Consider the following 23,935-nt stretch of genomic DNA (forward strand, 5'->3'; position numbering starts at 1 on the left):
CACCTTCTTTTCTGTATATGGTTTAGAACGCTATCCTTCTACGCCTCAATTTGCTCTTCCAGCTGTTGCCGGTCGTACTGTTCCTTATACCAACCGCCAAGCGCCAAAAGCTGCTCATGCGTGCCTTCTTCCACGATATAGCCTTCATCGAGCACAAGGATCCAATCTGCGTGCTGGACGGCAGAGAGGCGGTGCGTTGTAATCAGCGTCGTCTTGCCGGCGCGCTCGGTTCGTATGCCGCGAATGATCTCCGCTTCCGTCTTGGCATCAACCGCAGAAAGCGCGTCATCCAGCATCAGAATTTCCGGGTCCACATAAAGGGCGCGCGCAATCGATACGCGCTGCTTCTGCCCTCCGGACAGGGCTACGCCCTTCTCGCCAACCAGCGTTTGCAAGCCATCCGGCAGGAACTCCACGTCCTTGCGGAATGCCGCCAGCTCCAGCGCTTGGTTAAGTTCCGCATCCGTTCCTTCATCGCGGCCGAACATGATGTTTTCTTGTACGGTTTTGGAGAAAAGGATCGGCTGCTGCGGCACATAGCCAATCCAGCCATGCAGCGTATCGACCGTTAACTGCTCAACAGGGGTACCTGATACAGCAATCGTCCCCTGCCCGAGCGGATATTCTCTAAGGAGCTGCTTGAGCAGCGTCGTTTTGCCGCTTCCCGTTCTGCCTACAATCCCGAGCGTTTGACCGCGCTGCAGGTCAAAGCTGATGTTCACCAGGTTATCGATCGAAGACGACGGATAACGGAATGTAACTCCTTTGAAAGCTATAGAATTCGGCAGCAGGAGTGTTGTCGCGTCAGGCGCATCCTTGACGTCAGGCTTGTAGCCGAGCGTCTCATTCACACGATCCAGTGAGGCATTCCCGCGCTGCATAATGTTCATCAGCTCGCCGATCGCGAACATCGGCCAGATCAACATGCCGAGGAACGTATTGAAGGATACTAATTCGCCCAACGTTAATTCACTGCGGAACACCATGTAGCCGCCATAGCAGAGCCCGATTAAATAGGAGAGGCCGACAAGGATTTTGACCGTTGGCTCAAATAGAGCGTCGATCTGTGCGACGGCAATATTTTTGCGGTACACATCGTCCGTCATCGTTTTGAAGCTTTCTTGACTCGCTTTCTCTTGGACGAAAGCGCGGACAACCCGAACACCCGCAATCGTCTCAAGCACTCTGTCGTTCATCGCTCCGAAAGCGTCCTGAGCACGCATAAACCGCTCATGGATGCGACCGCCGTACATTGTTATGGCAACCGCCATAATCGGCAACGGCAAAATCGAGGCAAGCGTCAGCTTCCAACTGATGAGAAAACCCATCATTGCGAGAATCGTCATCATGAACAGCGTGGAATCAATGAAGGTTAAAATACCGAAGCCTGCGGTCGTAGCTACCGCCTGCAAATCGTTCGTCGCTCTCGCCATAAGATCTCCTGTACGATTACGCTCATAGAAGGTCGGCGTCATACGCAGCAGATGTCTCATTAATTTGGACCGCAATATGCGCTCCAGCACAAAAGCACCGCCAAACAGCTGGTACAGCCAGACATAGGATAGCACATAGCCCACAACGATGAGTGCGCCCCAAAAAGCCAGCAGCTGGAACAGCTTCACGCCTGTTAACGTCCCTGTGTGTATACCGTCAATCGCGTAGCCGATCAGCTTCGGCGGAATTACATCAATGAAACCGACGAAAATCAATAATCCGACGGCTAACGTATACCGTTGCCAATTCATTCGGAAGAACCAGCTTAATTTTTTTAATACCGTAAACATATCTATCGTCACTCCTCTCAAATTGCCCGAATTGCCCGCATAGCCTGTAATCTCAGCATCTCTGTTCACGCAAAAAGGCACACCGCACGCAGCGATATGCCTTCTATGAAACATAAAAGCGCACGTTACGAACTTTCTTCGTAACCCGCGCTTTCGGATAAGCGTATTTGAGGATGCCGCAGCAGCCTTGTTAGATACAATCAACGCATGTCAGCTGTCGGACGGGTTACTGAATATGAAATTGGTTGGTTGATGCCGCTAAATCCATGATGAGCGCCCCGATCCATCCTAATCACATTCATCAGTAATCCCTCCTTTTCCAAAAGTTGTCTATTTCTCTTTACAAAAGTGATCTTAACACCCCTCCCCTTGAAGTGTCAACCGGAGAGAATACCTATAATCAACTGTCATCTTCCCCCTCGAATGTCACACATGTTTCATAATTATTCGGCATATGTTGGAGTAAAGGGTTATACAGAAGGGAAGGATTCACATGGTTGATCAGGTGTTCGCTTTGCTGGGCTGGATCCTCATTTTCGCCGTCATTATGGGCGGCACACTTATGGCTATTGCCCGATTTATCAGCCGGGATTCGACGAATTATGATATGGAATTTCTGTGGGATCACCGTTACTCCTTAGAGGAGCTGGAACTTGCAAAACGGGACTAAGCGTCGTATCGCCAATCTTGGCGGAATAAACCCAGGCGCCTCCTATTTGCGTAGAGGCCGTACCTCAGGTCCTTGTCTGAACCCATGCGTCCAGGCATGGGGAGGGAATTGGGCGTGGATTGGGTGTGGGATTCCAACCGCTATCGCTTTTCCACCCCACACCCATTCCCTTTTGTGTTCTACTTTGTGCTGCCTTCTTCTCTTTTCCTGACCTGTCTTCCATCCGGTATTCCTATGCATGAACACCCCTGTAAGATTCCAGATACATTTCCCCTCCGCAAGCTTCGTAAAAAAACAGAGGAGGCACCGCCGGACCGTCCATGCCCCAAGCATAGCGATATCGACGGAACTACAAAGCCTTATTCCACGATAACGTCCCTTTTCTACCCCGGAAGAGGAACTAGGGTGCGTTAAATGAGCGAAAATGTGCCTGAAACCCCACTATAACCCAGCATTTCCCACTCATAACGCACGGTAGTTCCGCGAAATGTCCCTACAACCGAAAATACCGCCTCTTAGAGCATCTACGTTCCGCTCACCCGTGCAAAAACACGATCTATCGCAGATCGAGGCGGAATTTCAATACTACAAACCGCTGATGCACTCCCGGATCGTCTACGTCCATCCTGTCATGTGCTCATACCGCACGATACGTGCGGAATCTCTCCGCTCTGCGAGCTCATCACACACACACCTGACGACATATGCTTTCTCCGTTAGAACGGGTAACCCTAATGCTTAAGTTCTGTAAAGAACTTAAGCATTCATATATGCAGAAAAAAGCCCAACCCCCTTCAAACTTAAGGGTTTTGGGCTTGCATCTGTTTGACCTTGCTTATTTCGCTGCGGGACTAGCCTGCGCATCCTGCGGCTTTTGCACGTCTGATCCGCCCTGGCGAGCCCCACTCTGACCCGGGCCTCCTTGGCCTGGACCGCCTTGACCTGATCCGCCGTTCTGCATCATAGGGCCGCCATTCATCGGCCTATGCACCATTTTGCCGCCCACATGTCCCGTATAGGAAACCAGAATCACAGCGACAAGCGCCCCTATCAAGTAGATCGGATTGCGGCCGATCTCTTTCTTTTTCCAAATCAGAAGCCCGAGTCTAACGATTGTTAACACAATTGCCGCGTACATTGTTAGAAAAGCGTAAAGCGCATGCGTCTGCACGAGCGGGTTGCGGGATTGTTCCGGTCCTGTGATGACCGATGCGATAGCGCCAAGCGTCCCTACTATCAGGCTGAGCAAACCAGCTGCATGCCATTCCCGCTTCTTGGCAATAAGCGCAAGCAAATCAAAAACCAAACTGAAGATTAGTAGAGCAATTGGAAAATGCGTAAAAATAAAGTGCGCGTTCTTGATCATGTAGTCCATTATTTCTCTCCTCATCATCTTTTTTATATTAAACTACAAAGTGTAGTTTAATTTCCGAAAAAGAGATTCAGGTGAAGGTCACCAGAATCAATAGAGCCACTATGGATATCATCGTGCGGATAATCGGCATTTTTAGCGAAAGCTGCGTTTGCGGCTCCAAGATGTGCATGATCCGCAAGTTAATTGAGGTTTCAGCGAATGAAGCGTAAGAAACTAAAGGGTGGGGCGCTTGTCCCCGCTTCAGCATTTTCAGCAGGGCGCTGCCCAAATCCGCTCTATTACACAGAGTAGAGACGGCGAATTGATCGGCCATAATCTCGATAATAATTTTGTATTTCTCCAGCACCCACCTGAATAAAGGGACATACCACATCGAGACCGAGAGCATCCCCAATAAGAAAATCGCCAGCGGATCGCGGTGATGCAGATGGAACCTCTCATGCTCGATGACGGCTTCCAGTTCCTTGGGGTCGAGCATTCGCAGGAGCGCTGTAGAGACAACGATTCGCGGTTTAATGACGCCGAGCGTAAGAGCAACCGGCGCCGTATGATGAATGACGGTAAGTTCATGTTGACGTAATTGAAATTGGTTGGTGAACGTCTGGGTCAGCTGTTCATCCTGGCAGGCAAGGAGCCGCTTGTTGGATCGGATCGAAACGATCGTCTGTCTGCCAATGACCCAGAAACATGCAGTGAACGTATAGAGAACAAGCATATGGAAAATATCGCATACCCAAGGAGTCCGCAGCACGCGAAACAGCTCAAAGCATACCTTGAACACATTAAATGAAATACGAATGCCGAACAGCAAGTGTAAAGAGAAGAAGGTCATTTGAAGCAAAATGAAGCCTGCCGTTGCAAGAGAAGCGTAAAGCATCCATTTGGACCGAGTTTCCCACATCATTTATCTGTCCTTTTTCAGTTCTTTGATTTTCTGCTCCAAGCGATCCAAGAGTTCAGGATCCACCTGATCCAAAGCGTCAACCAGATGCACAACGGCTTGGGAGCCAAACTCTTCAATGAGGTCGAACGTCAATTCCTTGGACTGCGCCTCCATGAAGGCCTCCCGCGTCATCACAGGGCGGTAGACAAAGGAGCGAATGTGGGATCTTTTCTGAAGAATCCCTTTCTCCACGAGCCGGTTCATCACCGTCATGACCGTGTTGAAGGACATTGCCTTCTCCTGATCGAGCTTATGGTGCACATCCTTGATCGTAATTTCCGACTCAGCGCTCCATAAAACCTCCATGATTCTGGCTTCGAGCGGTCCAAAAAAGCGGCCAAGCCCGCTGCTTTGAAACTTGAAATTTTGCATTTTCATCGTGAACACTCCCTACACTACACATTGTAGTAGAAATGGGAATACTCCGTCAAGGCTGTCTTCCCATTCTCCCGCTTTTACGACGGAACTACGGTGCGTTATTTTCTCAAATTGCGCGTTTTTAACCGAGTTCGCGGAACTACCGTGCGTTATGGAGGTCATTGCCAGCAAATAAACCATGATTTTCAATGCATAGAGCACTGTAGTTCCGCGAAATGACAATTGCAGCCAAAAAGGCAAGCCATAAGGCATCGTAGTTCCCTTCGCACACGCGGAAATAACATCCTTCAAAGAACACCCAAGGTCGATGAACCGCTTCAGCATGCCAATTCGCTTCAACCTTTCCCGCAAAACATATGCATGCTTATCTAAAAAACAGCCCTCGTCCTTTAACGGACAGGGGCTGCTCTTTTTAATGGAGACCTTGCAGTCTCGACTTCTCTTCGTCCAGCTCTTGCCTGGCTTGCTGCACGGCCGGTTCATCGGAATGAGACTGTGCCTGCGCAATTGCCCGCTCTGCCTGCAGAATGGCATTCTGCGCTTCATGAATCGTTTGATCCGTCGGATGCGACAATGCATGAGACACCGCGAAATGCACATTGCCTATTGAATTTTGCGCCGAGGAAAGCGGGTTTTGCGTCTGTAGACTGGAATCCTTAATCGTCATGCGTAGATAACCTCCTGCCATTGCTTAATTTCGTTACAACGGCTATGGTGAGGAAATTCCATCAATTTTATGCAAGAGCTTACGAGATCGCCGCGACAATTTTTCTTTTGACAGCCATGAAAAGGGCATATGCCACACTGGCTCCAAGTCCATTGAGCAAAATGTCGTCCACATCGAAAGTCCCTACGTGAAGCAGCATCTGCAAAATTTCCAAGGCGACCAGCGGGCAGCCGAACATCAGGATGAACGTCCCGTAAGCAGTGGCGCGGCGGAATAAGAAGGGCAAACATACCCCATAGGGCATAAAAACACCAATGTTGCCAAACATATTGATAACCCAGGTACGCCATGAAAAAGCATGCATATGGAACAAGTAGTGACCAATCGTTCGCAGTGGAATCACATTATACATGAACGAATCCGCTCGATGAATCCCTCGCCCGAACCCAAGAAACATCCAGTACAGCAAACAACTGGTATAGCTTGCGAACAGCAGCCACATGATCCACCGCAGCCTTCTGCTGTTCAGAAGCGCGTTCGCCCAAGAAACTACGATTCGTTCCACTGGGCTTATTTTTTCCCGCCATCCACAAATTTCATGGATTCGAAAGCTTGATTCAAGCGCGCCTCATTGGCTTCGGTTTGAACGGCCTCATCAATCCGAAGTGTGACGGTGTAGGCGATATTATTTTTCTGGAACAGGTAGATTGTCTCCTGATACGGTATTTTGTAGCTCGTATAATGAACGACATATTTCTTCGCATTCACATCATCAAACAGCGTCACATCGGAATCCGTGTACTTATATTCGTTATCTTTTTCATAACTCTTCTTCTGAGCCGCGTCTTCCGCTTTCACCAGATCCTCGAAGGTGGATTTCAGATCCGCTTGGATGGCCAATTGCCCCCCTGTGAAGAGGAATGTCTTGCTCGCCGGATCTTTGCCGCCATACGCCTTGCTGCTGGACCAATTCTCAGGAACTTGCAGCGTATATTTGTACTTCTCATTCAGGTAAGGAACTGCCCGGTTCGGATCCCTCAGCTCATCCAGATCTTGAATGAAGCCGAGCTCGCGGTCCATGCTGTCTTTATCTACCTTCAAGGATGCAGTCAACCCTTCCAAAAGGCTCTTCACATCCTCTTGATCTGTCTCCTTCGGATACGTAAGCTCTACCTCGTATTTGTACTTATCCTTGATGAAAAAGAGGGAATACCCCGCCGTCCACTGGCTGCCAAGTGAACTTGCGTAAGCGACTTTCAAAGCAGGCACCCCAGCGATGGTCAGCTCCTCAGGCTCTTTGATACTGCGGTACTTCGCGACATAAACTTCTTCAAATTGTTTGCGTTGACGCTCTTCCCAAGACTTAAGCGTATCGCCAGAGGAAGCGGATGTCACTTTTACATGCAAAGCCTGCGCATAATCGTCGCTGTAGAAGGAGGAGCCGCCCGAATACCCTTCCTGCTGCCAATTGGCCGGCAGATTGAAGGTTAAGCCGTACTCGTTCGTATACGTCGTATTGCCATCGGAAAATACCGAAATATCTTTCAGAGACTCATCTTTTCGGTCAAAAGAAGGCTGAAAGCTGTCCAGCAAATCGTTATAGCTGTTTTGTTTAAAATCATTATTGTAGTGCTCTTTGCTCACAAAGAGTTGCAGCGTGTACAGGCTGCCATTGTGCAAATACCCGCGGGTTTGAACGTAGCCCTTCTCCCCGGAGCGACCGACAACCTTCGCATAGGAAACCCCTTCGCGCTTCACATACTGACGCTCCAGAATCGTAAACGGCACGCTGTCGTAATCGTAATCGTCGTCATTCTCACTCGCCAACCGGTCCAGCAGCGCTGACGGAGACAATTTGTCACTCTGGTGGCTTTCCACATTAAGCGACAAGGAAAACTCGCCCTTCGCATCAACGAAGCTGACGGCGTCGCCTTCCTCGGATTGATGATTCTTGATCAGGCCTGCCGGATATTTCATCGACCACCCGAGATGGCTGTCGCCGATTTTGGTTTTACCGCGGTCTGCATCCAAACTGGCGCCATCCGCTTCTTGCGCCCACTTCGTCTCCTGGCTTTGCACTTCTCCAAGCGTAATCGATTTCGTCACGGAGGAACTTCCCGATTGAATCGTCAAGCTAACCGAATCGCCCGGCAAATATTTTTTAAGCGTCTCGTTGTAGTCCACCATTGTTTTTACGCTGCCGTTGCCGATCGAAGTGATGAAATCATCCTGCTTAATGCCCGCACTGGCAGCCGGGGAATCCGGATCGACATAAGCGACGCGCAAGCCTGTTGAGCTTGGCAGCCCTACAACGGCTTCCCAGCTTTCTTCCAGCTCCAGCCCCATATAAGGGCGCTTCACTTTCCCGTACAGTTGGAAATGCTTCAAGACATACTTCACCGTATCCACGGGGATGGCAAAGCCAAGGTTTTCAACACCGATATCGGCATATTTCATCGTATTGATCCCGATCACTTCGCCATTCATGTTAATCAGCGCGCCGCCGCTGTTACCCGGATTAATGGCCGCATCCGTCTGAATGAGCTGATACTGTGAGTTGACTGAACGGTCCAGTCCGCTGACGATACCCACCGTTACTGAATTTCGCAAAGCGAAGGAAATCGGTGTGCCAATCGCCGCCACGGTTTCCCCTACCTTAATATCGGAGGAAGCTGCGAACTTCGCTGGCGATAAGCCGGTTGCATTGATTTTAACCAAAGCGAGATCGCTCTCTTCGTCGATGTTCGTGGCGTGGCCATTATAGGTAGTGCCGTCTGAGGTGACGACAACGATATTTTTCATATCTTTGACCACATGGGCATTCGTCACGATGACACCGCCCGATTCTACGATGACACCGGTGCCGTGTGCGAGATTGAAGCGGTTTTTCTCTAGTGTTTTGTTCGACGTCTGCGTTGGCTTACCGATAATAGCCACAACGGACGGCGATGTCTTCTCTATCACTTTGGGAACCTCAGTATTGACCTCGGCAGCGTAAGCTGGCTGTAAGCCCGCTACGGACAGTACCAAGAAACCGGCGATTACCGCGGCGATCCCCTTCTTCGTAAATCTATTCCATTTCCCCATTCTAGTCTTCCTCTCTTGGCAAATGTTAGCAGTAGCTAGAATCTAGCATAATGAAGAACGAAGAATAATACAACTTTTTCCATAAAAATAGGCCCTCTAGCCCCTTACGTCACCCGCCCCGGATGTGTGTAAACAGTAAGCTGGTCTCTGCGGATAAAACCAACAATCGTAATCCCCAAATCATGCGCCAGCCGCAGCGCCAGATCGGTAGGCGCGGATTTCGACAGCAGGATGCCTACGCCGATTTTGGCGGCTTTCAGCGCCACTTCAGAGGACACCCGCCCGCTGAACGCAATGAGCTTATCGCGGGCGGGGACGCGGTGCCGCAGCATATGTCCATAGATTTTGTCCAACGCATTATGCCGTCCGATATCCGACCTTGTCAGCAGCAGCTTATCCGCTGTGCACAAAGCTGCATTGTGCAAGCCCCCGGTGGCCCGGAAATCCGCCGACTGCTCCTGCATGCCTTCCATTAAATGAAAGATCTGCGCAGTCGTCATGCACAGCGGTGTTCGAACCGTTTTGGCCGTTTGGGCGTCATTATGAAAATAAAACTGGCGGCTTTTCCCGCAGCAGGACCCAATGAACCGCTTCGACACCATCGCTTGATTAAGCTGATGCAGATGGCGCAGCTTCACATACGCAAAGCCGCGATCCGCTTCCCAAGAAAGCGTCTCGATCTGATTCACGAATCGGATGATTCCCTCCGAAGCCAGGAAACCCGTGACTAAGTCAACCACATCTGTGGGGGTGCAGACTAAAGTCGCGAATTCATCTCCGGCAATTTTAATGGTAAGGGGAGCTTCTGTAGCGATCGTGTCCTCCTGCTCAAGCATGTCCGTGCCATTATAGCGGCGAATGTTCCACGTTGTGGTCGCACGCCCCGTTTCAAAACCGTGTTCCTCTTCAGCCATCCGCTTCACTCCACCTCGGTTTCCAGCTCTTGAATTCGCTTCTCGACATAACGCGTATCTTTGTGCGCATGGTAGGTCTCTGCTTTCTCCACAATGACCGCCGTGTTATATTCCGGAATTCCGGCATGTGGTTCATACACGCCTTTTGGAATCAAGCTGTTGCCCTCGGGCCAGTGCACTTCAATGTTCCCGGCCTTCACGGCTGCCTGCTTCACCCTGCCATGCATGCGACCGTAGCTATTATAAACAACGATGGCCTCTCCTTCTGCCAATGCCAGCGCCTTCGCATCGTCCTCATGGATAAAAACATCATAGCGATCCGCGTTATTGAACGGATCGACATCGCTGTAGATCATGGAATTGAACTGCTTGCCGCGGCGCGTCGTCACCGCGAAATGCCCTTCCGGCCGGCGCAGCTCCGGCAGCTCAATCGGCAGCAGCGCGCCGCGGCCGTCCGGCGTCGGACACATGCCGTCCTCGCACAGCCACGCGCCGCCCCACTGGAACACGTCTCCGCGCTCCCGCAGGTGCTGGACGCCGTCATAGCCCGGCGCGGCAACCGCGATCTCCGCGCGGATCGCCTCTGCGCTTCCGCAGCCGAGCAGTGCCGCGGCTTCGGGTTTCACGCGGCGGGCAAGATCAACATAGATCGCCCACTCCGCGCGGGCCTCGCCGATGCGCGGGCCGGCGATCTCCGGCGAGAAGTACACCATCCGCTCCGTCGAGGTGGACGTTCCGCCTCCGGGCTGCTCGTAGCGCGTCATCGCGGGCAGCACCACCACGGCCTCCCGCGCGTCAACGAGCGTGGAGCTGTTCAGGATGATGTCCTGGTGGACACGGACATCGACGCTTGCAAGCGCCTGCCGGACAAACTCAGGATCCGGCATCGTCTCTAAGAAATTGCCGCCGGATGTGTAGAACATCCGGAGCTTGCGCTCCTGCTCCTCCGGCAGGAGCGCATTCTCGAGGGTGACGCCGACGATGTCACCCTGCCAGTCCGGCAGCTCGAAGCCCCAGAGCTGCTCGATGCGCTTGCGGTCGGCGGCGGAGCTGAACTCGCCGCCGGGCAGGCTGAAGGGATCGGCGCCCATCTCGCCGGAGCCCTGCACGCCGCTGTGGCCGCGGATGGGCATCAGCCCGCAATGCTCGCGGCCGAGAAAGCCACGCAGGAGGGCGAGATTCGCCACCTGCGAAATGTTGTCCGTGCCAAAGCGGTGCTGTGTGAGCCCCATGCTCCACACGAAGACCGCGCTCTTGGCACGCGCCAGCAGCTCCGCGAACTCGCGTATGCGTTCGCGGGTCATGCCGGACGACTGCTCTAGCGTCGTCCAGTCCTGCTGCGCCACGTGCGCGCGCAGCTCCGCGAAGCCGTTCGTGTGCGCCTGCACGAACGCGTGGTCGATGGCGGAGCCTGGCTCGCGCGCCTCCATCTCAAACCAAACCTTCATGACGCCGTTCATGAAGCCGATATCGCCGCCGATGTTCACTTGATACACATCGTCGGCTAGCTTCGTGCCGAATAAGGCCGATTCGGCGATCGAAGGAATCCAGTACTGCTCCATCGACGGTTCGTAGTACGGATTAATGACAAGGATTTTCGTCCCTTTGCGCTTGGCAGCATACATATACTTCGTCGAGACCGGTTGGTTGTTCGCAGCCACACTGCCCCAGAACACAAGGACATCCGTGCCAATCCAGTCCTTGTAATTGCAAGTCGATGCACCTACGCCGACCGACCGTTTCAACGCCGTCTTCGACGGCGAGTGGCAGATGCGCGAAGCGTTATCGATGTTGCTCGTGCCGAGCAGCCTTGCCACCTTCGCCGCCACGTAATACGACTCGTTGGTAATGCCGCGCGCCGTCAAATAAAAAGCCATCTGCTTCGGGTCAACCGCCCGAATCTTCGCGGCAACCAGGTCCAGCGCCTCCTCCCAGGAAGCGCGGCTGAATCGACGCTCTCCCTGCCTGCGGATGAGCGGATACGGAATGCGCCCGAGCGCTCTAAGCTCGGTGCTGTTCATGCGGCGCAGCTCGTCGATATCCGCGTGCAGCAGCTCCTCGCGGATCGCGGGCATCGTATTCAGCCGCAGCACGTTCAGCCGCGTCGTACACAAATGCGGCCCCGCCAGCGTCTGATCGTACAGCCCCGACACGCCAAGCGCGCAGCCATCGCAGACACCCTGCGTCAGAATGCGGTACGCATAAGGCAGATTATCGCGATTTTGCCAGGCAATCTTGGCCGTTTCCCGGATATGGTGCGGCTTGATCTTGCCCAGACCGAAGGGTACCTTGCTCACCCACAGCTTCGGATCCGGCTTGGCAGGCAGTTTGACAGGTCCATTATGTTTCGTTTTCCCCATTGCAACCAGCTCCTTTGCTTTTTCGGAATCGCCTCATTCTAGATATGCCTTTCACTCGAACTGCTGCGCATTTCACCGTTTTTCAAGCAAAAAACCACCGCAAAACAGGCCTTCCGCTCCTTTTTTTCCAAGGAATCCAGTTGACTCGTCTCGCAGTGGTTAGTCTCCGGCAGGTTCGCTACCAAGTGCCAACAGCACCATACTTATGAAAAATAGGACACATTTCATTCGGCCTCGATTCGATTCATCGGCCATCCGCCTTTTTCATGATCTGTTTTCATCTTAGCAAGAAAGCGTATGCCCAGCAACTAATGATACGGTGATTTACCCAATAATTTGTTAATTCTTAATCCCCATCTTTTGCATTTCATGTATAATATAGCATACGCGTTCATAGATTCTATAAAACTACTAAAGGAGAGATCTAACGTAATGCCGAAAAAACGCTTGCAATGGTGGACCGCCACCGCACTTATCTTACTGCTCTTCGCCCTGACGGGATGTCAGGCTGTTCAAGGCCTCGAAATTGGGCAAGCTTTGCAAAATAGTTCGACTGCCAAATCACTCGAGTCCAGAGGCTCATTTGAGCTGGAGCTAACCCCTGGCGATACCGACCAACTGGCTCCCGAACAAAAAGCGCTGCTGCAAGCGCTGAAAAACACCAAAATCACCATCAATGATGCCAAAATGCAGGACAAACGGCATGTCTCGGTTAACGGCGAGTTTGAGTATTTGAAAGGAAAGGTTCCCTTCCAAATCGTCCTCGACGATATGAAATACACCATTTCCATCGCTGGTGGAAAGAAACCGATCGTCTTTGATCTCAAAGCATTAGCCGGAAGCGGAGCCGCCAGCCCGTTATCCCAGGAAATCCAGGAAAAATTAATGAAAAGCTCCGAACAATTACAGCCGGCACTTCTTAAATTTTTCATAAACAATGCACCGAATCCTAACAAAATATCCGTATCGAGCGTCACTGAGCAAGTGTATAACGAAACATTAAATCTGCAAAAGGTTCACGCTGAAATAGACGGGACTGAGCTTACCGGCCTCCTCAAGCAATTTCTGACCAGCGTTCTTGCTGATGAAAAAGGGCTGAAAGAACTGCTCAGCCAGTTGTATGATGTTGTTATGCCGATAATTAAAGAACAGGTTCAAACTTTACAATCCGCGGTCGGCGAGAAATCTCCGAAGCTGAAGTCATCTTTCGACCCGTCTGAAATGGCGATGGCCTATATGGATAATAAAACCTTGTGTGTAGAATTCGCCTATACGACCATTCAAATCTTTCTGAAAAAAGCTGTCGATCAGTTCGATACGGTTGCAAAAGACACCCTCTCGTCATCTAACAGTGAACAACTGCAAGCTGTACTGAGCAAAAAAACCTCACTTGTCGCAGACTTGTACATCGATCAGGATAAACAGGTCCGCAAAACGAAGTACCAGCTAGAGCTCCCTATCAGCAATTCCGATTCCGGCATAGCTGCCTTCAAGTTGACGGCTGCCTTCGAGTACTGGAACATCAACAAACCGGTTACTGCGGATACCATTGATATTTCTGGCGGGGTGCTGAGCGTAGATCCTACATTTGATAGCACTACGTTCCTCAACAACTTCGATAAAAACTCGCAGTTCTACAAGCTTTTGAAAGATGATTTGAAAGTTACCCGGAAAGAAATCCATTTCATCGTCGAAGGCCAGGATGACAGCAATGGAGATGGAGATCTTTATGCTGATTACGGTCCGCCTCGGCCATATATCAACGATGAGCAAGTCACAATGGTCTCTGCGAGATTCCTCTCCGAGCGGTTGGGCGCCCAGGTCAAATGGAATGAGGACTTAAAGCAGGTTACGGTTCAAGATGCATCAACAGGAACGACTATTATCATGACCGTCGGCAGTAAAACCGCCACAGTTGGCGGCACCAGCGTTGAGCTAGAGAGTGCTCCTGTACTTAGACATGGCGCAACTTATGTCCCGATTCGTTTTATCGCCGAGAAACTGGGCGCGAAAGTCGAATTCGACAACGATACGCAGCTTGTGACGATTACACGCGATTAGCACTTAACAAAAATGACCAAAGCGATTATCCGCTCTGGTCATTTTTTCTTATTTCTTCAGGAAGTACGTCTCCAGATCATCCAGCAGCAAATTAGCTGCTTTGATACCGCCTGCTGTGTTCCACACGGCATCGCTCACTTTATGGGTGTTGCCTTTTTTCACCACATCGAGATTTTTCCAGAGCGGATCATTCGTCCATTCTTGTTCGATCTTGTTGGCCTCGCCTTTCTCATTGTCCCACGTAAAGTAGAACATAATATCGCCGTTCATATCCGGAATCCGTTCCTTCGTCAAATCATCCGCGAACTTATCCTGATTCTGTGGATCCGGACGCTGGAAACCCAGCTTCTTCAATATCACGCCAGAAAACGTATCCTTCATATAGATGCGCACTTTGCCGGGCATGAAGCGAACGATGGATACTTTGGTATTCAGCTTATCGCCTGCTTTTTGTTTGAATGCGGTAATCCGCTGCTCGAAATCGCCGATAATCTTATCGCCTTCCGCCTTCTTATTCAGCGCTTCGGCATATAGCTTGAAGTTGATCTGCCAATCCCCGGACAGTCTCTCCGAAAATACCGTCGGTGCGATAGCCGACAATTGTTCGTACACTTTTTCCTGACGAACTTTATTGCCGAGAATCAGATCAGGCTTCAAGGACGCGATCAGCTCCATATTCGGCTGGTTCTCGTCTCCGACGACCGTAACGCCTGCCATGTCGGTTTTGATATGATCGTACCAATCCCCTATGGTAAAGGACTTCACCGCGCCAACTGGCTTAATGCCCAAGGCAAGCACGGCTTCAGTGCCCTCATTTGTTAATACAACGACCTTCTTTGGAGCGCTCTTGAGCTTCGTTTCACCCATAGCGTGTTTCACCGAATATTCCCCTGTGCTCGCCTGCGGGGTTGCTGTCTGTGTATCCTTGCTGGATGCGATATCCTTCTTTGCGGTATCTGTCTGTTGTCCGCAACCTGCTGCCAGAAGCATCACCGCTGTTGCCAGAATAAGAAGCTTGGCCCCTAAACGGCTTGTATACAATCTGCTCATTTGCATAAACTTGATCCCCTTCATGATGTGATAATGATTCTCATTCTCTTGCATTATCCTAGTCCTTTAGAACCCTCTTGTCAACCATTTGCATAAAAAAAGAGCCCCCACGTTCATTGGGCAGGCTCTGATAGCGTTAGTTCTATGGCACCATTTGTATAAACAATGCCTTAATTTCTTCTTCCAGGGCAGTGTCCGTAATCGTCCCCTCTGCGGTTATCTTCTTATTCACCAAGGGGACGGTGAGCCTCCCTGTTATCTTGGCTGTCATCATCTTTAATGTAATATAAAGAGAAGCATGCGCTTGCTCAGCGCCCGTCTGCAGAGGCGAAGCACTAATAATTACTGTCGGCTTGTCGAGAAATTCTCCCGAGGAGACAAGCCAGTCCAACGCGTTTTTCAACACGCCAGGCACTCCGCCGGCATACTCCGGCGTGCAAACGATAACGCCGTCTGCTGCTTTTAGCTGCTGGCGCCACGCTGTCACCGCTGCTGGCGACTCATCTCCGTCTATATCCGGATTAAAATGAGGCAGCTCCCCGATCCCTTCATAGAGCGTCACTTCGGTATCCGAAGATGCCAGCTTGGCAACTGCCCGCAGGAGATTCGTATTCGAAGAATTCGTGCGCAGACTTCCGGAAATCGCTACAATGTTCATGTCCCGCTTCCTTTCCTGAGTGAAAATTATTATAGGTTTCATTCAGCATAAACGATGACATTAGTGTGAGAGTCAATCCTTGTTTTTGCATAGCTTAAAATAAGTCCAGTTGTCTCGGTGCCAGTCCCTCATAATCCAAACCGAGCAGCGCCATCAATTCCTTCGCATTGCCAGCCGCATGGCCGCCTGAATTGTTATTGAAGATTACACAAATCTCCTTTACCTGCTCCTGCAGCTTAAGGAGATGATCCCTCCACTCCAGCAGCTCTTGGCGATTGTAGCGGTACAAATACCGTACCTCGCGCCAATTCGTCTCGCTGTTCTGCACCCAACCGCCCACGTTGCGACCGTGAAAGCGTACAATGGCCAGATCGGGGTGCGTCGTTTGCAGCACCGTCGGCACGGAGCCAATTCCTGCTTGCGGCTCATCGCAAATGCTGTGCATCCATCCCTCTCGCTGCATGAAAGTGACTGTTTTCTCCCGCATTTCCTCCGTGAACCAGCTCTGATGGCGAAATTCCAGCGCCACGGGGATATCCCCCATCTTGGCTTTGGCATAGCGGAGCACATCGACATTCGCTTTACTGCATTCGAACCACGGTGGGTACTGGAACAGTACTGCCTTAAGCTTGTCCGCTCCCTGCACGGGGCGGATCGAGCCTATGAAGGCCTGAAACATTTGCTCCAGACCACCGGCAAAAGGACTCTCTCCCCGCAGGTGTCCCGTCATGCCTTGGTACGCTTTAATGACAAATCCGAAACCGTCCGGTGTTTCCTGCACCCATTTCGAATAATTTCGCTCTGGTTGAATGGAATTTTGTGTGTACGTAATTTATTGAGAAAATATAAAATTCTGCTTACAATCAATATTGCACATATTTTTCCCATCAAGTAATTTCCTCGTTTGGGAATAATACATAGTATCCAACCAAAGGAACACCAAACCAAAGCATCATTAAATGTTTTTTTGATGTTTTGTCTATCCACGTTTCCCCTATGCGGGTATTCCACATAATTGCGTTTTGGCACAGTCATTCCTACCATACCTTTAGGTATGATACTATAGTCCTCTACCTTGTCCATTCTATTCACTAAAAATAAGTCCACGTGTAATGCCCCTGATAGACTTCCTCATCGAGTTATCAAACAGCAAAAAATTTACTCACGACAGAAACAACAGTGTAAATGAACCAAACTAAGTTCAATGCTTTCATATAATTACATATGAAAGCATTGAAAATGCGAACCCAACAATCTAGGATTTCATACAGTATTAAATGATAAGATTTTTTTATTAATATATTCCTCTGTAAGTGGCTCCATATAGTCCACAGTAATTAATTGAACTCCTTTTTGATTACATATATCCAGCTTTCTGGAATCATGCTCTTGAACCTTTTCAAGGGCTTCCTCACCACCCCAAGCATCGATGGGGTGAAAATGCTGTTGCCCTTGATACTCAATAGCAAAGTTTTTATTGGGTAGGAATATATCAAGTTCCAATCCATTTAACCATCCAGGTCTGTGGTGCCGTAATACCTTTTCATTAGGATGAAGATTACAGACAATTTGATAAAGCAATGTTTCCGATACCCAACCTTCACCCACTTTTCTAAAGCCAAATTATTGACGTACAATATTTTCGATTTTTTTGGTAAACGCCCTGCTTGTCTGACTTGCTAATCGCCTCAGTCTTTTCATTTCTTCGGCTTCTTCAAATCGGACATTACTCCACTATGTCGGTTCATCATCAGCAATATCCTCTCGCTTCTCCCCTGATGCAATTGCCATTAGCCTCTGTTCTTCTTTTTGTGCAATCTCCCCAATTTCAATTAAAGATTTTATATCTTGCTGATATTCTTCAGGGCAAACATCAGGTAAGTACTGGAATGATGTTGATATAATTCCCAAATGGAAGTACATCAGATTAACATACCAACCATAACTCTGAATGAATTGACCACCATACATTTCATGACAATAACGCAATGAAGGGGTACGCAAATTACATCTATGACACAATCCATCAACAAACTCTAATATCGAAATTGGATTATCAGGAGCAGAAAGTGATTTTTCAGCAATGACATCTGGAAAATAGTAAGAATCCAATATTGCTTCTCTTAATTTATCTGCATTACGTTCTCTTGGCACCCTTTTCATCAGGTTTATGTAATTGATAACTGCTGGTTTGGTGCAAAAACAAAGAACAGGAGATGAATTCTCATCTTTGGAAAAGGCAAAGAACGTCCCGTAGTGATTTGGATATATCACAACAGGATAAGGTAAATTGTCTTCTCTTACCATCTTGCCTAATGAGATTTCAACAAATTTGGAAATTTTAAAGTCGAGGGTCGCTTTTCTCTTTCTCATTCTATTCTTCATTAATTTGCTCCCCCTACCTTGCTCTCTTCTTTGAATTCAGTTTGTTCCAGTAATGATACTTGACATAATAAGTTTCAATAAGATTGATTTATTTTAAAGTAACTTCCTTCTTTGTAATTTATTGTTATTATCCCAAAAAAATACAGATATAAAATATCATCTACTGTCTTTATTCTATGCTATATTCATTTTATTTCGTATTATTAAATGAGATTGGACATCTGTTCCATAATTACCTCTGATACTTGTAACAATTAAGTGCCATTTTTTTATGTCTCTGAGAATGATTTAACCTTTTGAGAGAACTCTTTAAGAATTCCTTTTTTAGGTTCTGTGGTTTTCAGTTGTTCTTTTTTATATTTGTGCGATATTATTGAGTATTTCGGTGCGGCTGTGCCGATGGGTTAATGAGTGAGAGCCATAAGGTCATCAGATAATTGCCGACGAGCGGTATTAGCAAAGTTTATACTTTTAATTTTCATATATTTTTCTATTTTTCACTTTTCTTATACTTTTTCTTAAACAGAATACACTGAAATTCCGCACTATCAAATATAAACGGGTACACTGTGGACTAAAATCCATTGATGTACCCGTTTTAGTTACTGCTTATATTCTTTGTTCTTTTTCTTATTTTTGGCTATTTCTGAGATTTCATTAATAAACTTATCTGATGTATAATTCTTATACTTCAATAATCTATTTGAAGTAGCATCTGAATTAACTTTCCCATCTTTAATTTTCCATTGACCATCGTCAAAATTGTACGACCAATATTTACCATCAGTTGTTTTAGTCAATATCAAAACAACTTCCTCGCCTTGTTTCACAAACTTTTTACTTGCCTCTTTGTCTGTTGATATTCCATGTTGTAAATAAGTAAGTAAAGAAGAATCAATACTTCCATACAAGACCTTATCTACTTTAACTGTAGCTGGTGTTACGTCCAATGGAAAACTTTGCTTTGTGGCTACACCCGAATCTTTTTTGTAAGAATCTTCTTGACTTATAACTGTTCCTTTAATGACTAAATCAACGTTCCAAAATTCTTCCTCTAAACTCGAGGTAATAGGACTTACACTTTCGTTATTATCAATATGTGTTTTTCCTGAATTATTATAAGCTAACCCTACAGTAGAACCAACAATTACACTTGTAGAGAGAGCAATAATTGTAATGACAGTCTTCCATTTTTTCATTTTATACATTGCTTACCTCCGTTAAAAATTATATTTATTTTTTACCTCTGATATATCGTAGGATGATACATTGTAACCTCCGCCAAGATTTTGAGTCATTATAGAACTTCCTTGAGCAGGAATATATTGTTGATGTGCTAATCCAACGGCATGACCAATTTCATGCGCAAGTACTGCTCTCTTTCGAGAATCAGATGTCGAAACATTCCCACCGTTAGTATAAATAGCTGCATAAGTAATCGTAGCATTAGAACATTTCGTTTCAGGATTCGCAAAATTAGGAGTTGATACACAAGCACCAGATGATGAATATGGTTGAGTCCATGCTTCTCCATTCCCCCATCCATTATTATTCCATGTTGTTGAGGATACAGTTAAGAAATCAACATCTGAATTAGAGAAGCTTGTGGTACCAATGGAAATAGGTCCACCACTACTATACCATTTGTTAATGCCTGCATCGAAATTTGAATTTCCTGTATAATCACTACTCAAATTATCACCGTTCGCTGCTAAATATATCCATCCGCCGCCTACATTATACCATTTGTATGAGTAAGTAGTAGCATAAGATGTAGCTGCAAATGTTACCATAAAAGTAACAAAACATGCGACCAGCAAGAATTTATTTCTTTTAATAAAATTTAGTGTTTCCATGTTTACCTCCACCTTTGTGAATTTTAAATAAATTAAAAACTATTAATTTGAAAGCTGGCCAGCTATTCAAATCATAAACTCTTGAAAATATGAGTCCTATGATTTTTCCATTGTATCCCATTAATAGGTGGAAATAAATGGGATAAAAGTAATAAGTTTTAAACTTCGTTTCCGAATCAGAACAATTTCTGTCAATTAATTTAATAAAAGTGGCTGTATTAGTTGCACAATCTACAGTATAAAAAAATCTAACTTTTGCTGGAATTATGTAAAGTATAGTTATATTTAAGATAAGGAAATATCGAACGACTCAATTCCCTTTTTGACGATCCATCTGAAACTCAGATTCTCACACCCCATAAAAGGAAAATTTCACCATGTGTCGAACTACGTATTAAAGGTAATTATAGTTCGTTCATACTATAAACCATAAATGGTAGGGGTGTCTTATGAAAGGCAAGATTATTTTAGCACTATGTATAGCAATTGCAATTAGTGGTTGTAGCAAGCAAAATATACAAAATACCCAATTACAATCTCCAGATACAACATCTCCAGCGAATATTACACTGACTCCGACACCTACACCAACTGCAAACAAATCTGATTCACCGAAGGGCTATTTATTGGTTAATAATTCAGAGGTGCTTTTTATACGTTGGACAGAAGCAGATAAACAGCTATCGGGACAACTCCAAATGTTTTTCACCCAAATAAATAAAGACAAAAAACAGAATGACAGTTCGACTCATTCATTTACAGGTGTAATAGACAAAGAAAATATCTCGTTAAATTTCACAGGGAGTGTTTGGACAGACGGTTTGGGTGGTAACACGTGGACAGGAACCCTTAAAGATAAGAATCTGACTTTAATAATTCCAAACAAGGAGGGAAAACTAAACACGTTTGTATTCCAACCATCTACAGTTGAAGACTACAATACTGCCGTTTCTAACATTCAAAATAAAGTAGCTGATGACAATCAACGTACTGATATACAAAAGGCACAAGCCTTACAAGCTCAGGCACAAGCAGATAAACTATCGACTGAGCAAAATGCTGTTAAGAATGCAAACCAAAAACTTGCAAATAATATTGGTGTGCTTACCAATAGCATTAAAAACAGTGTAAATGTTAAACGATTTGATGATATTTTAACGAGTTATAATACTCATTGGAAAAGTATGCAAGACAACTTTCAAAAACTTAAATCCCATACTTCAAAAAATCCATTAACAAATGATGATTTATATCAAGGCAATTCAGACGTATACAATATGAACAGTGATAGATTCAATATCAGTTCAGATAGGTATACTATTAATTCAATAGAAAATGAATTCAATGAATATATATCTGGGCTTGAAGATGGAACGAAGTATATCCAGCAAAGTTGGGATAACTTAAAAACTGCTGTTTCAAAAAACACAACAGGAAGCCCAACAGCTAACTACAATCCAGAAGATATAAAAAAATTCTTGATTCCGCTCAGTCTGAAGTAGATAAAACAAAAACAATTTTGGATGATAAATTGGGTAAAGCATCTCAATTTGAGAAGCAAGCAGATGAATTGTTGAATACAGCAGAAGGTTACATTAAATCTTTAAAAGCAAATGATTAAGTCACGTCAAATTTACCAATTCTTCTATTCCAATTATAAAGCACCGATAAATATACATGGTTTACCATGTATATTTATCGGTGCTTTGCTTTGTTGCAATTATTGTTATGGCAATGCATTCAAAACTATATGTATTCATGTACAATTAACTTTACTCCAACGTCAAGTTCAAGTAATACCAATTATCCTCTTGAAACCACTCAAACCCAACATCTTGTTTGAAACTCAAAGTTCTGTCCCTACTTGTATCTCGTCTTCTGCCGATCCACCCTGGAACAATAGGATTGTCATTAAAATATATAGTCCCATGTCTAGTGCTAACATTTTCAGCCTGACCAGAATGTTGAACATGGACATAATAGGGATTATCCGTTAAACAAACAAAACGTTTAATTGCAAAATCATCGAAATTCATTAAACGCTCAATATCCTTCAATACATCGTACATATCATTATCAGTCGCACGATTAGATGATTTTTTAAAGCACTTTAATTCAACAGCAGCTTTAATGTCATTATAATAACAAACAATATCAATATTTTTACTTTGATACGAATGTTCCAACTCAATAGTAAACACAGCAGTTGCATTGAGGACTCTTTGTTAACCCTAATACGCCCCAATGATAATCGCCTAATGAATATATTCCAAGCTAATTCAAGTACATAATTTAAGCGTTCTTTATGGTTTATTGGAACAGTAAGATCTTTCATTAATACACCTACTTTAAAAATACTTAATTATGATATTATAACAATTTCCTGCATATTTCTTCATGATTCCTATAATTAAAGAAAAAAAGCAAGAGTTATCCTCTTTGAGAAGATATTCTTGCTTTTATTTTTATTATTAAAAAGTGTTACTTGGACCTCTCCATTGGATATCTTTTCGATTTTGTAATTACATTTAAGTGACTTGAATAAGTGATCAACTTGAAGAATAACATCTTCTGCATATACTTCGGGGTTATCTTTTCTAATTACTCCAAGAATTATTATTTTTACTTTATTAATCAAACTTCCGAAGTTTTGCCAGTCTTATCATCAAAGCTTGTACACTTACTTGAAATGTTTCAGCCATTTTTCTTATCTCTTTATCATCATTGTAATCAATATAGCCATGATTGTTTTCAATATATTCTTCAATCATTTCTTCAGGCATTAATAATGTAGCTGCAAAAGCATTAGCTTCCATCTCATCCATATTCGTACCTTGTGAGGAATCAGCATCTCTAAAATTATATCTAATTGACCTATCTATGTAGGTTTCATTTCCTTCATGTAACAAAAAATGCCCAATTTCATGAGCGATTGTGAATCTTTTTCTAGTGTCAGCATGTTCTTTGTTAACACCAATCACATACTCGCCTAATTCTTCGTTTCTAATAAGTATTCCTGATAGCTCTCCATCAAATGATTCATATTGAATATGAATTTTCATTTCTTTCGCTATTTTTTCCAGATTAATTGGAGGGCAGACTATTCCAAATTCGCTCAAAATTTGTTCAGCACGTTTTTCAGCAGAACGGACACTCATTTTTCTCCCTCATTTCTTTTGAAATTTGCGTAAACTTTCTTTGCAAAATCAATTACTTCTTGTTCAACTTCACTTAATTTTCTTTCGTTTTCTGGAAGCTCAATATTATTTAGCAAAACGCTTTCATGTGGAAGCAATGAAAACACACTTACACCAAGTATGTCAGCAAAATTATACAAACCATCAATAGGTATTTTTTGTTTTCCTCGTTCAATATTTGTAATAGACGTACGTGTCAAATCAACAAGTTTGCCCAGTTCTTCTTGCGTCCACTTTTTAACTTCTCTTGCTTCTCGAATTCGTTTACCAATTTCCTCATAAATGACATCTTCTCTTATCATCGTTATTCCCCATCCATTTTCATAATATTTACATAAAGTATCCTTAAAGTATCCTTTATGTTTATTATGAGATACTTATAGTATCCTCTATACCCAAGATTTTTGTCAATAACGCAAACAAAATAAAAAGTAAAAGTCAAGTCTAATTGTGAACACTTTTTTTGTAATCAGGAACAAATTATACAAGTAAATAAATATGTATAATTAAACGATACATATATTTAAAAAATACCATTATTTCACGTTAA

General features: G+C 45.7%; 21 protein-coding genes and 1 pseudogene. 3 read left to right on the forward strand and 19 right to left on the reverse strand.

The annotated features are described in order from the left end of the window. Nucleotides 1–38: 38 nt before the first annotated feature. Entirely contained in the window at nt 39–1,784 is a 1,746-nt protein-coding gene (locus ABRS97_RS09060; protein WP_367813616.1) for an ABC transporter ATP-binding protein, read from the reverse strand. A 493-nt stretch (nt 1,785–2,277) separates the two neighbouring features. Between ABRS97_RS09060 and ABRS97_RS09065 the strand changes: the two genes are divergently transcribed. Next, nucleotides 2,278–2,454, forward strand: coding sequence for a hypothetical protein (locus tag ABRS97_RS09065; RefSeq protein ID WP_367813074.1), 177 nt, complete (start codon nt 2,278–2,280; stop codon nt 2,452–2,454). Between the two features lie 835 nt (nt 2,455–3,289). Here ABRS97_RS09065 and ABRS97_RS09070 read toward each other — a convergent pair. From ABRS97_RS09070 to ABRS97_RS09105, 8 genes are all read right to left on the reverse strand, one after another. Then, complete coding sequence (locus ABRS97_RS09070; protein WP_367813076.1) at nt 3,290–3,829, reverse strand: DUF2231 domain-containing protein; 540 nt, start codon at nt 3,827–3,829, stop codon at nt 3,290–3,292. A 67-nt stretch (nt 3,830–3,896) separates the two neighbouring features. Beyond that, a complete protein-coding gene (locus ABRS97_RS09075) occupies nt 3,897–4,733 on the reverse strand; it encodes a M56 family metallopeptidase (RefSeq protein WP_367813078.1) in 837 nt (278 codons plus the stop codon). Next, a complete protein-coding gene (locus tag ABRS97_RS09080; RefSeq protein ID WP_367813080.1) occupies nt 4,734–5,150 on the reverse strand; it encodes a BlaI/MecI/CopY family transcriptional regulator in 417 nt (138 codons plus the stop codon). 412 nt (nt 5,151–5,562) lie between these two features. After that, nucleotides 5,563–5,817: a hypothetical protein gene (locus tag ABRS97_RS09085; RefSeq protein WP_367813081.1), complete on the reverse strand. Its 255-nt coding sequence runs from the start codon at nt 5,815–5,817 to the stop codon at nt 5,563–5,565. Between the two features lie 79 nt (nt 5,818–5,896). Further along, on the reverse strand, nt 5,897–6,382 hold the full coding sequence (locus tag ABRS97_RS09090; protein ID WP_367813083.1) for a VanZ family protein: 486 nt from the start codon (nt 6,380–6,382) through the stop codon (nt 5,897–5,899). Between the two features lie 5 nt (nt 6,383–6,387). Next, entirely contained in the window at nt 6,388–8,904 is a 2,517-nt protein-coding gene (locus ABRS97_RS09095; RefSeq protein ID WP_367813085.1) for a trypsin-like peptidase domain-containing protein, read from the reverse strand. 104 nt (nt 8,905–9,008) lie between these two features. Beyond that, nucleotides 9,009–9,818: a formate dehydrogenase accessory sulfurtransferase FdhD gene (gene fdhD, locus ABRS97_RS09100; RefSeq protein ID WP_483312434.1), complete on the reverse strand. Its 810-nt coding sequence runs from the start codon at nt 9,816–9,818 to the stop codon at nt 9,009–9,011. Between the two features lie 5 nt (nt 9,819–9,823). Further along, complete coding sequence (locus ABRS97_RS09105) at nt 9,824–12,178, reverse strand: FdhF/YdeP family oxidoreductase (RefSeq protein ID WP_367813086.1); 2,355 nt, start codon at nt 12,176–12,178, stop codon at nt 9,824–9,826. 432 nt (nt 12,179–12,610) lie between these two features. Between ABRS97_RS09105 and ABRS97_RS09110 the strand changes: the two genes are divergently transcribed. Continuing rightward, nucleotides 12,611–14,239: a copper amine oxidase N-terminal domain-containing protein gene (locus ABRS97_RS09110; protein WP_367813088.1), complete on the forward strand. Its 1,629-nt coding sequence runs from the start codon at nt 12,611–12,613 to the stop codon at nt 14,237–14,239. Nucleotides 14,240–14,287: 48 nt separating this feature from the next. Here the strand turns inward: ABRS97_RS09110 and ABRS97_RS09115 are convergent, their stop codons facing one another. The 7 genes and pseudogenes from ABRS97_RS09115 to ABRS97_RS09145 all read right to left on the reverse strand — a co-directional run bounded on the left by ABRS97_RS09115 (nt 14,288) and on the right by ABRS97_RS09145 (nt 20,188). Then, nucleotides 14,288–15,295 carry an ABC transporter substrate-binding protein gene (locus ABRS97_RS09115; protein ID WP_483312435.1) on the reverse strand — a complete coding sequence of 336 codons (1,008 nt, stop codon included), beginning with the start codon at nt 15,293–15,295 and terminating at the stop codon, nt 14,288–14,290. 136 nt (nt 15,296–15,431) lie between these two features. After that, a complete protein-coding gene (locus ABRS97_RS09120) occupies nt 15,432–15,947 on the reverse strand; it encodes an NADPH-dependent FMN reductase (protein WP_367813090.1) in 516 nt (171 codons plus the stop codon). A 94-nt stretch (nt 15,948–16,041) separates the two neighbouring features. Continuing rightward, a pseudogene (locus ABRS97_RS09125) lies at nt 16,042–16,761 on the reverse strand (DUF72 domain-containing protein); the annotation flags it as partial. A 449-nt stretch (nt 16,762–17,210) separates the two neighbouring features. Next, the gene (locus tag ABRS97_RS09130; RefSeq protein WP_367813092.1) at nt 17,211–17,450 is read right to left on the reverse strand and encodes a PDDEXK family nuclease; all 240 of its coding nucleotides are present in this window, start codon (nt 17,448–17,450) and stop codon (nt 17,211–17,213) included. Between the two features lie 231 nt (nt 17,451–17,681). Then, complete coding sequence (locus ABRS97_RS09135; RefSeq protein WP_367813094.1) at nt 17,682–18,332, reverse strand: hypothetical protein; 651 nt, start codon at nt 18,330–18,332, stop codon at nt 17,682–17,684. A gap of 602 nt (nt 18,333–18,934) precedes the next feature. After that, the gene (locus ABRS97_RS09140; RefSeq protein ID WP_367813096.1) at nt 18,935–19,540 is read right to left on the reverse strand and encodes a hypothetical protein; all 606 of its coding nucleotides are present in this window, start codon (nt 19,538–19,540) and stop codon (nt 18,935–18,937) included. 12 nt (nt 19,541–19,552) lie between these two features. Continuing rightward, nucleotides 19,553–20,188 carry a zinc metalloprotease gene (locus ABRS97_RS09145; protein WP_367813098.1) on the reverse strand — a complete coding sequence of 212 codons (636 nt, stop codon included), beginning with the start codon at nt 20,186–20,188 and terminating at the stop codon, nt 19,553–19,555. 449 nt (nt 20,189–20,637) lie between these two features. Here ABRS97_RS09145 and ABRS97_RS09150 point away from each other — a divergent pair, with 449 nt between their 5' ends. Continuing rightward, entirely contained in the window at nt 20,638–21,690 is a 1,053-nt protein-coding gene (locus ABRS97_RS09150) for a hypothetical protein (RefSeq protein ID WP_367813100.1), read from the forward strand. A gap of 270 nt (nt 21,691–21,960) precedes the next feature. Here ABRS97_RS09150 and ABRS97_RS09155 read toward each other — a convergent pair whose 3' ends face one another. The 3 genes from ABRS97_RS09155 to ABRS97_RS09165 all read right to left on the reverse strand — a co-directional run bounded on the left by ABRS97_RS09155 (nt 21,961) and on the right by ABRS97_RS09165 (nt 23,687). Beyond that, nucleotides 21,961–22,389 (reverse strand): hypothetical protein, encoded by a 429-nt coding sequence (locus tag ABRS97_RS09155; protein ID WP_367813101.1) that lies wholly within the window; start codon nt 22,387–22,389, stop codon nt 21,961–21,963. 429 nt (nt 22,390–22,818) lie between these two features. Beyond that, nucleotides 22,819–23,346 carry an ImmA/IrrE family metallo-endopeptidase gene (locus ABRS97_RS09160; RefSeq protein ID WP_367813102.1) on the reverse strand — a complete coding sequence of 176 codons (528 nt, stop codon included), beginning with the start codon at nt 23,344–23,346 and terminating at the stop codon, nt 22,819–22,821. Next, nucleotides 23,343–23,687: a helix-turn-helix domain-containing protein gene (locus ABRS97_RS09165; protein ID WP_367813103.1), complete on the reverse strand. Its 345-nt coding sequence runs from the start codon at nt 23,685–23,687 to the stop codon at nt 23,343–23,345. The genes ABRS97_RS09160 and ABRS97_RS09165 overlap by 4 nt, the downstream gene beginning before the upstream one ends. Nucleotides 23,688–23,935 lie beyond the last annotated feature (248 nt).

The organism is Paenibacillus tabacirhizosphaerae, from assembly GCF_040812395.1.
Classification (GTDB): domain Bacteria; phylum Bacillota; class Bacilli; order Paenibacillales; family NBRC-103111; genus Paenibacillus_E.

Coding starts and splice junctions, on each gene's coding strand:
- ABRS97_RS09135 (WP_367813094.1), bottom strand. CDS start 18,332: ATGAAGAATAGAATGAGAAAGAGAAAAGCGACCCTCGACTTTAAAATT.
- ABRS97_RS09095 (WP_367813085.1), bottom strand. CDS start 8,904: ATGGGGAAATGGAATAGATTTACGAAGAAGGGGATCGCCGCGGTAATC.
- ABRS97_RS09060 (WP_367813616.1), bottom strand. CDS start 1,784: ATGTTTACGGTATTAAAAAAATTAAGCTGGTTCTTCCGAATGAATTGG.
- ABRS97_RS09140 (WP_367813096.1), bottom strand. CDS start 19,540: ATGTATAAAATGAAAAAATGGAAGACTGTCATTACAATTATTGCTCTC.
- ABRS97_RS09120 (WP_367813090.1), bottom strand. CDS start 15,947: ATGAACATTGTAGCGATTTCCGGAAGTCTGCGCACGAATTCTTCGAAT.
- ABRS97_RS09070 (WP_367813076.1), bottom strand. CDS start 3,829: ATGGACTACATGATCAAGAACGCGCACTTTATTTTTACGCATTTTCCA.
- ABRS97_RS09150 (WP_367813100.1), top strand. CDS start 20,638: ATGAAAGGCAAGATTATTTTAGCACTATGTATAGCAATTGCAATTAGT.
- ABRS97_RS09105 (WP_367813086.1), bottom strand. CDS start 12,178: ATGGGGAAAACGAAACATAATGGACCTGTCAAACTGCCTGCCAAGCCG.
- ABRS97_RS09080 (WP_367813080.1), bottom strand. CDS start 5,150: ATGAAAATGCAAAATTTCAAGTTTCAAAGCAGCGGGCTTGGCCGCTTT.
- ABRS97_RS09085 (WP_367813081.1), bottom strand. CDS start 5,817: ATGACGATTAAGGATTCCAGTCTACAGACGCAAAACCCGCTTTCCTCG.
- fdhD (WP_483312434.1), bottom strand. CDS start 9,818: ATGGCTGAAGAGGAACACGGTTTTGAAACGGGGCGTGCGACCACAACG.
- ABRS97_RS09160 (WP_367813102.1), bottom strand. CDS start 23,346: ATGAGTGTCCGTTCTGCTGAAAAACGTGCTGAACAAATTTTGAGCGAA.
- ABRS97_RS09145 (WP_367813098.1), bottom strand. CDS start 20,188: ATGGAAACACTAAATTTTATTAAAAGAAATAAATTCTTGCTGGTCGCA.
- ABRS97_RS09075 (WP_367813078.1), bottom strand. CDS start 4,733: ATGATGTGGGAAACTCGGTCCAAATGGATGCTTTACGCTTCTCTTGCA.
- ABRS97_RS09065 (WP_367813074.1), top strand. CDS start 2,278: ATGGTTGATCAGGTGTTCGCTTTGCTGGGCTGGATCCTCATTTTCGCC.
- ABRS97_RS09115 (WP_483312435.1), bottom strand. CDS start 15,295: ATGCAAATGAGCAGATTGTATACAAGCCGTTTAGGGGCCAAGCTTCTT.
- ABRS97_RS09110 (WP_367813088.1), top strand. CDS start 12,611: ATGCCGAAAAAACGCTTGCAATGGTGGACCGCCACCGCACTTATCTTA.
- ABRS97_RS09165 (WP_367813103.1), bottom strand. CDS start 23,687: ATGATAAGAGAAGATGTCATTTATGAGGAAATTGGTAAACGAATTCGA.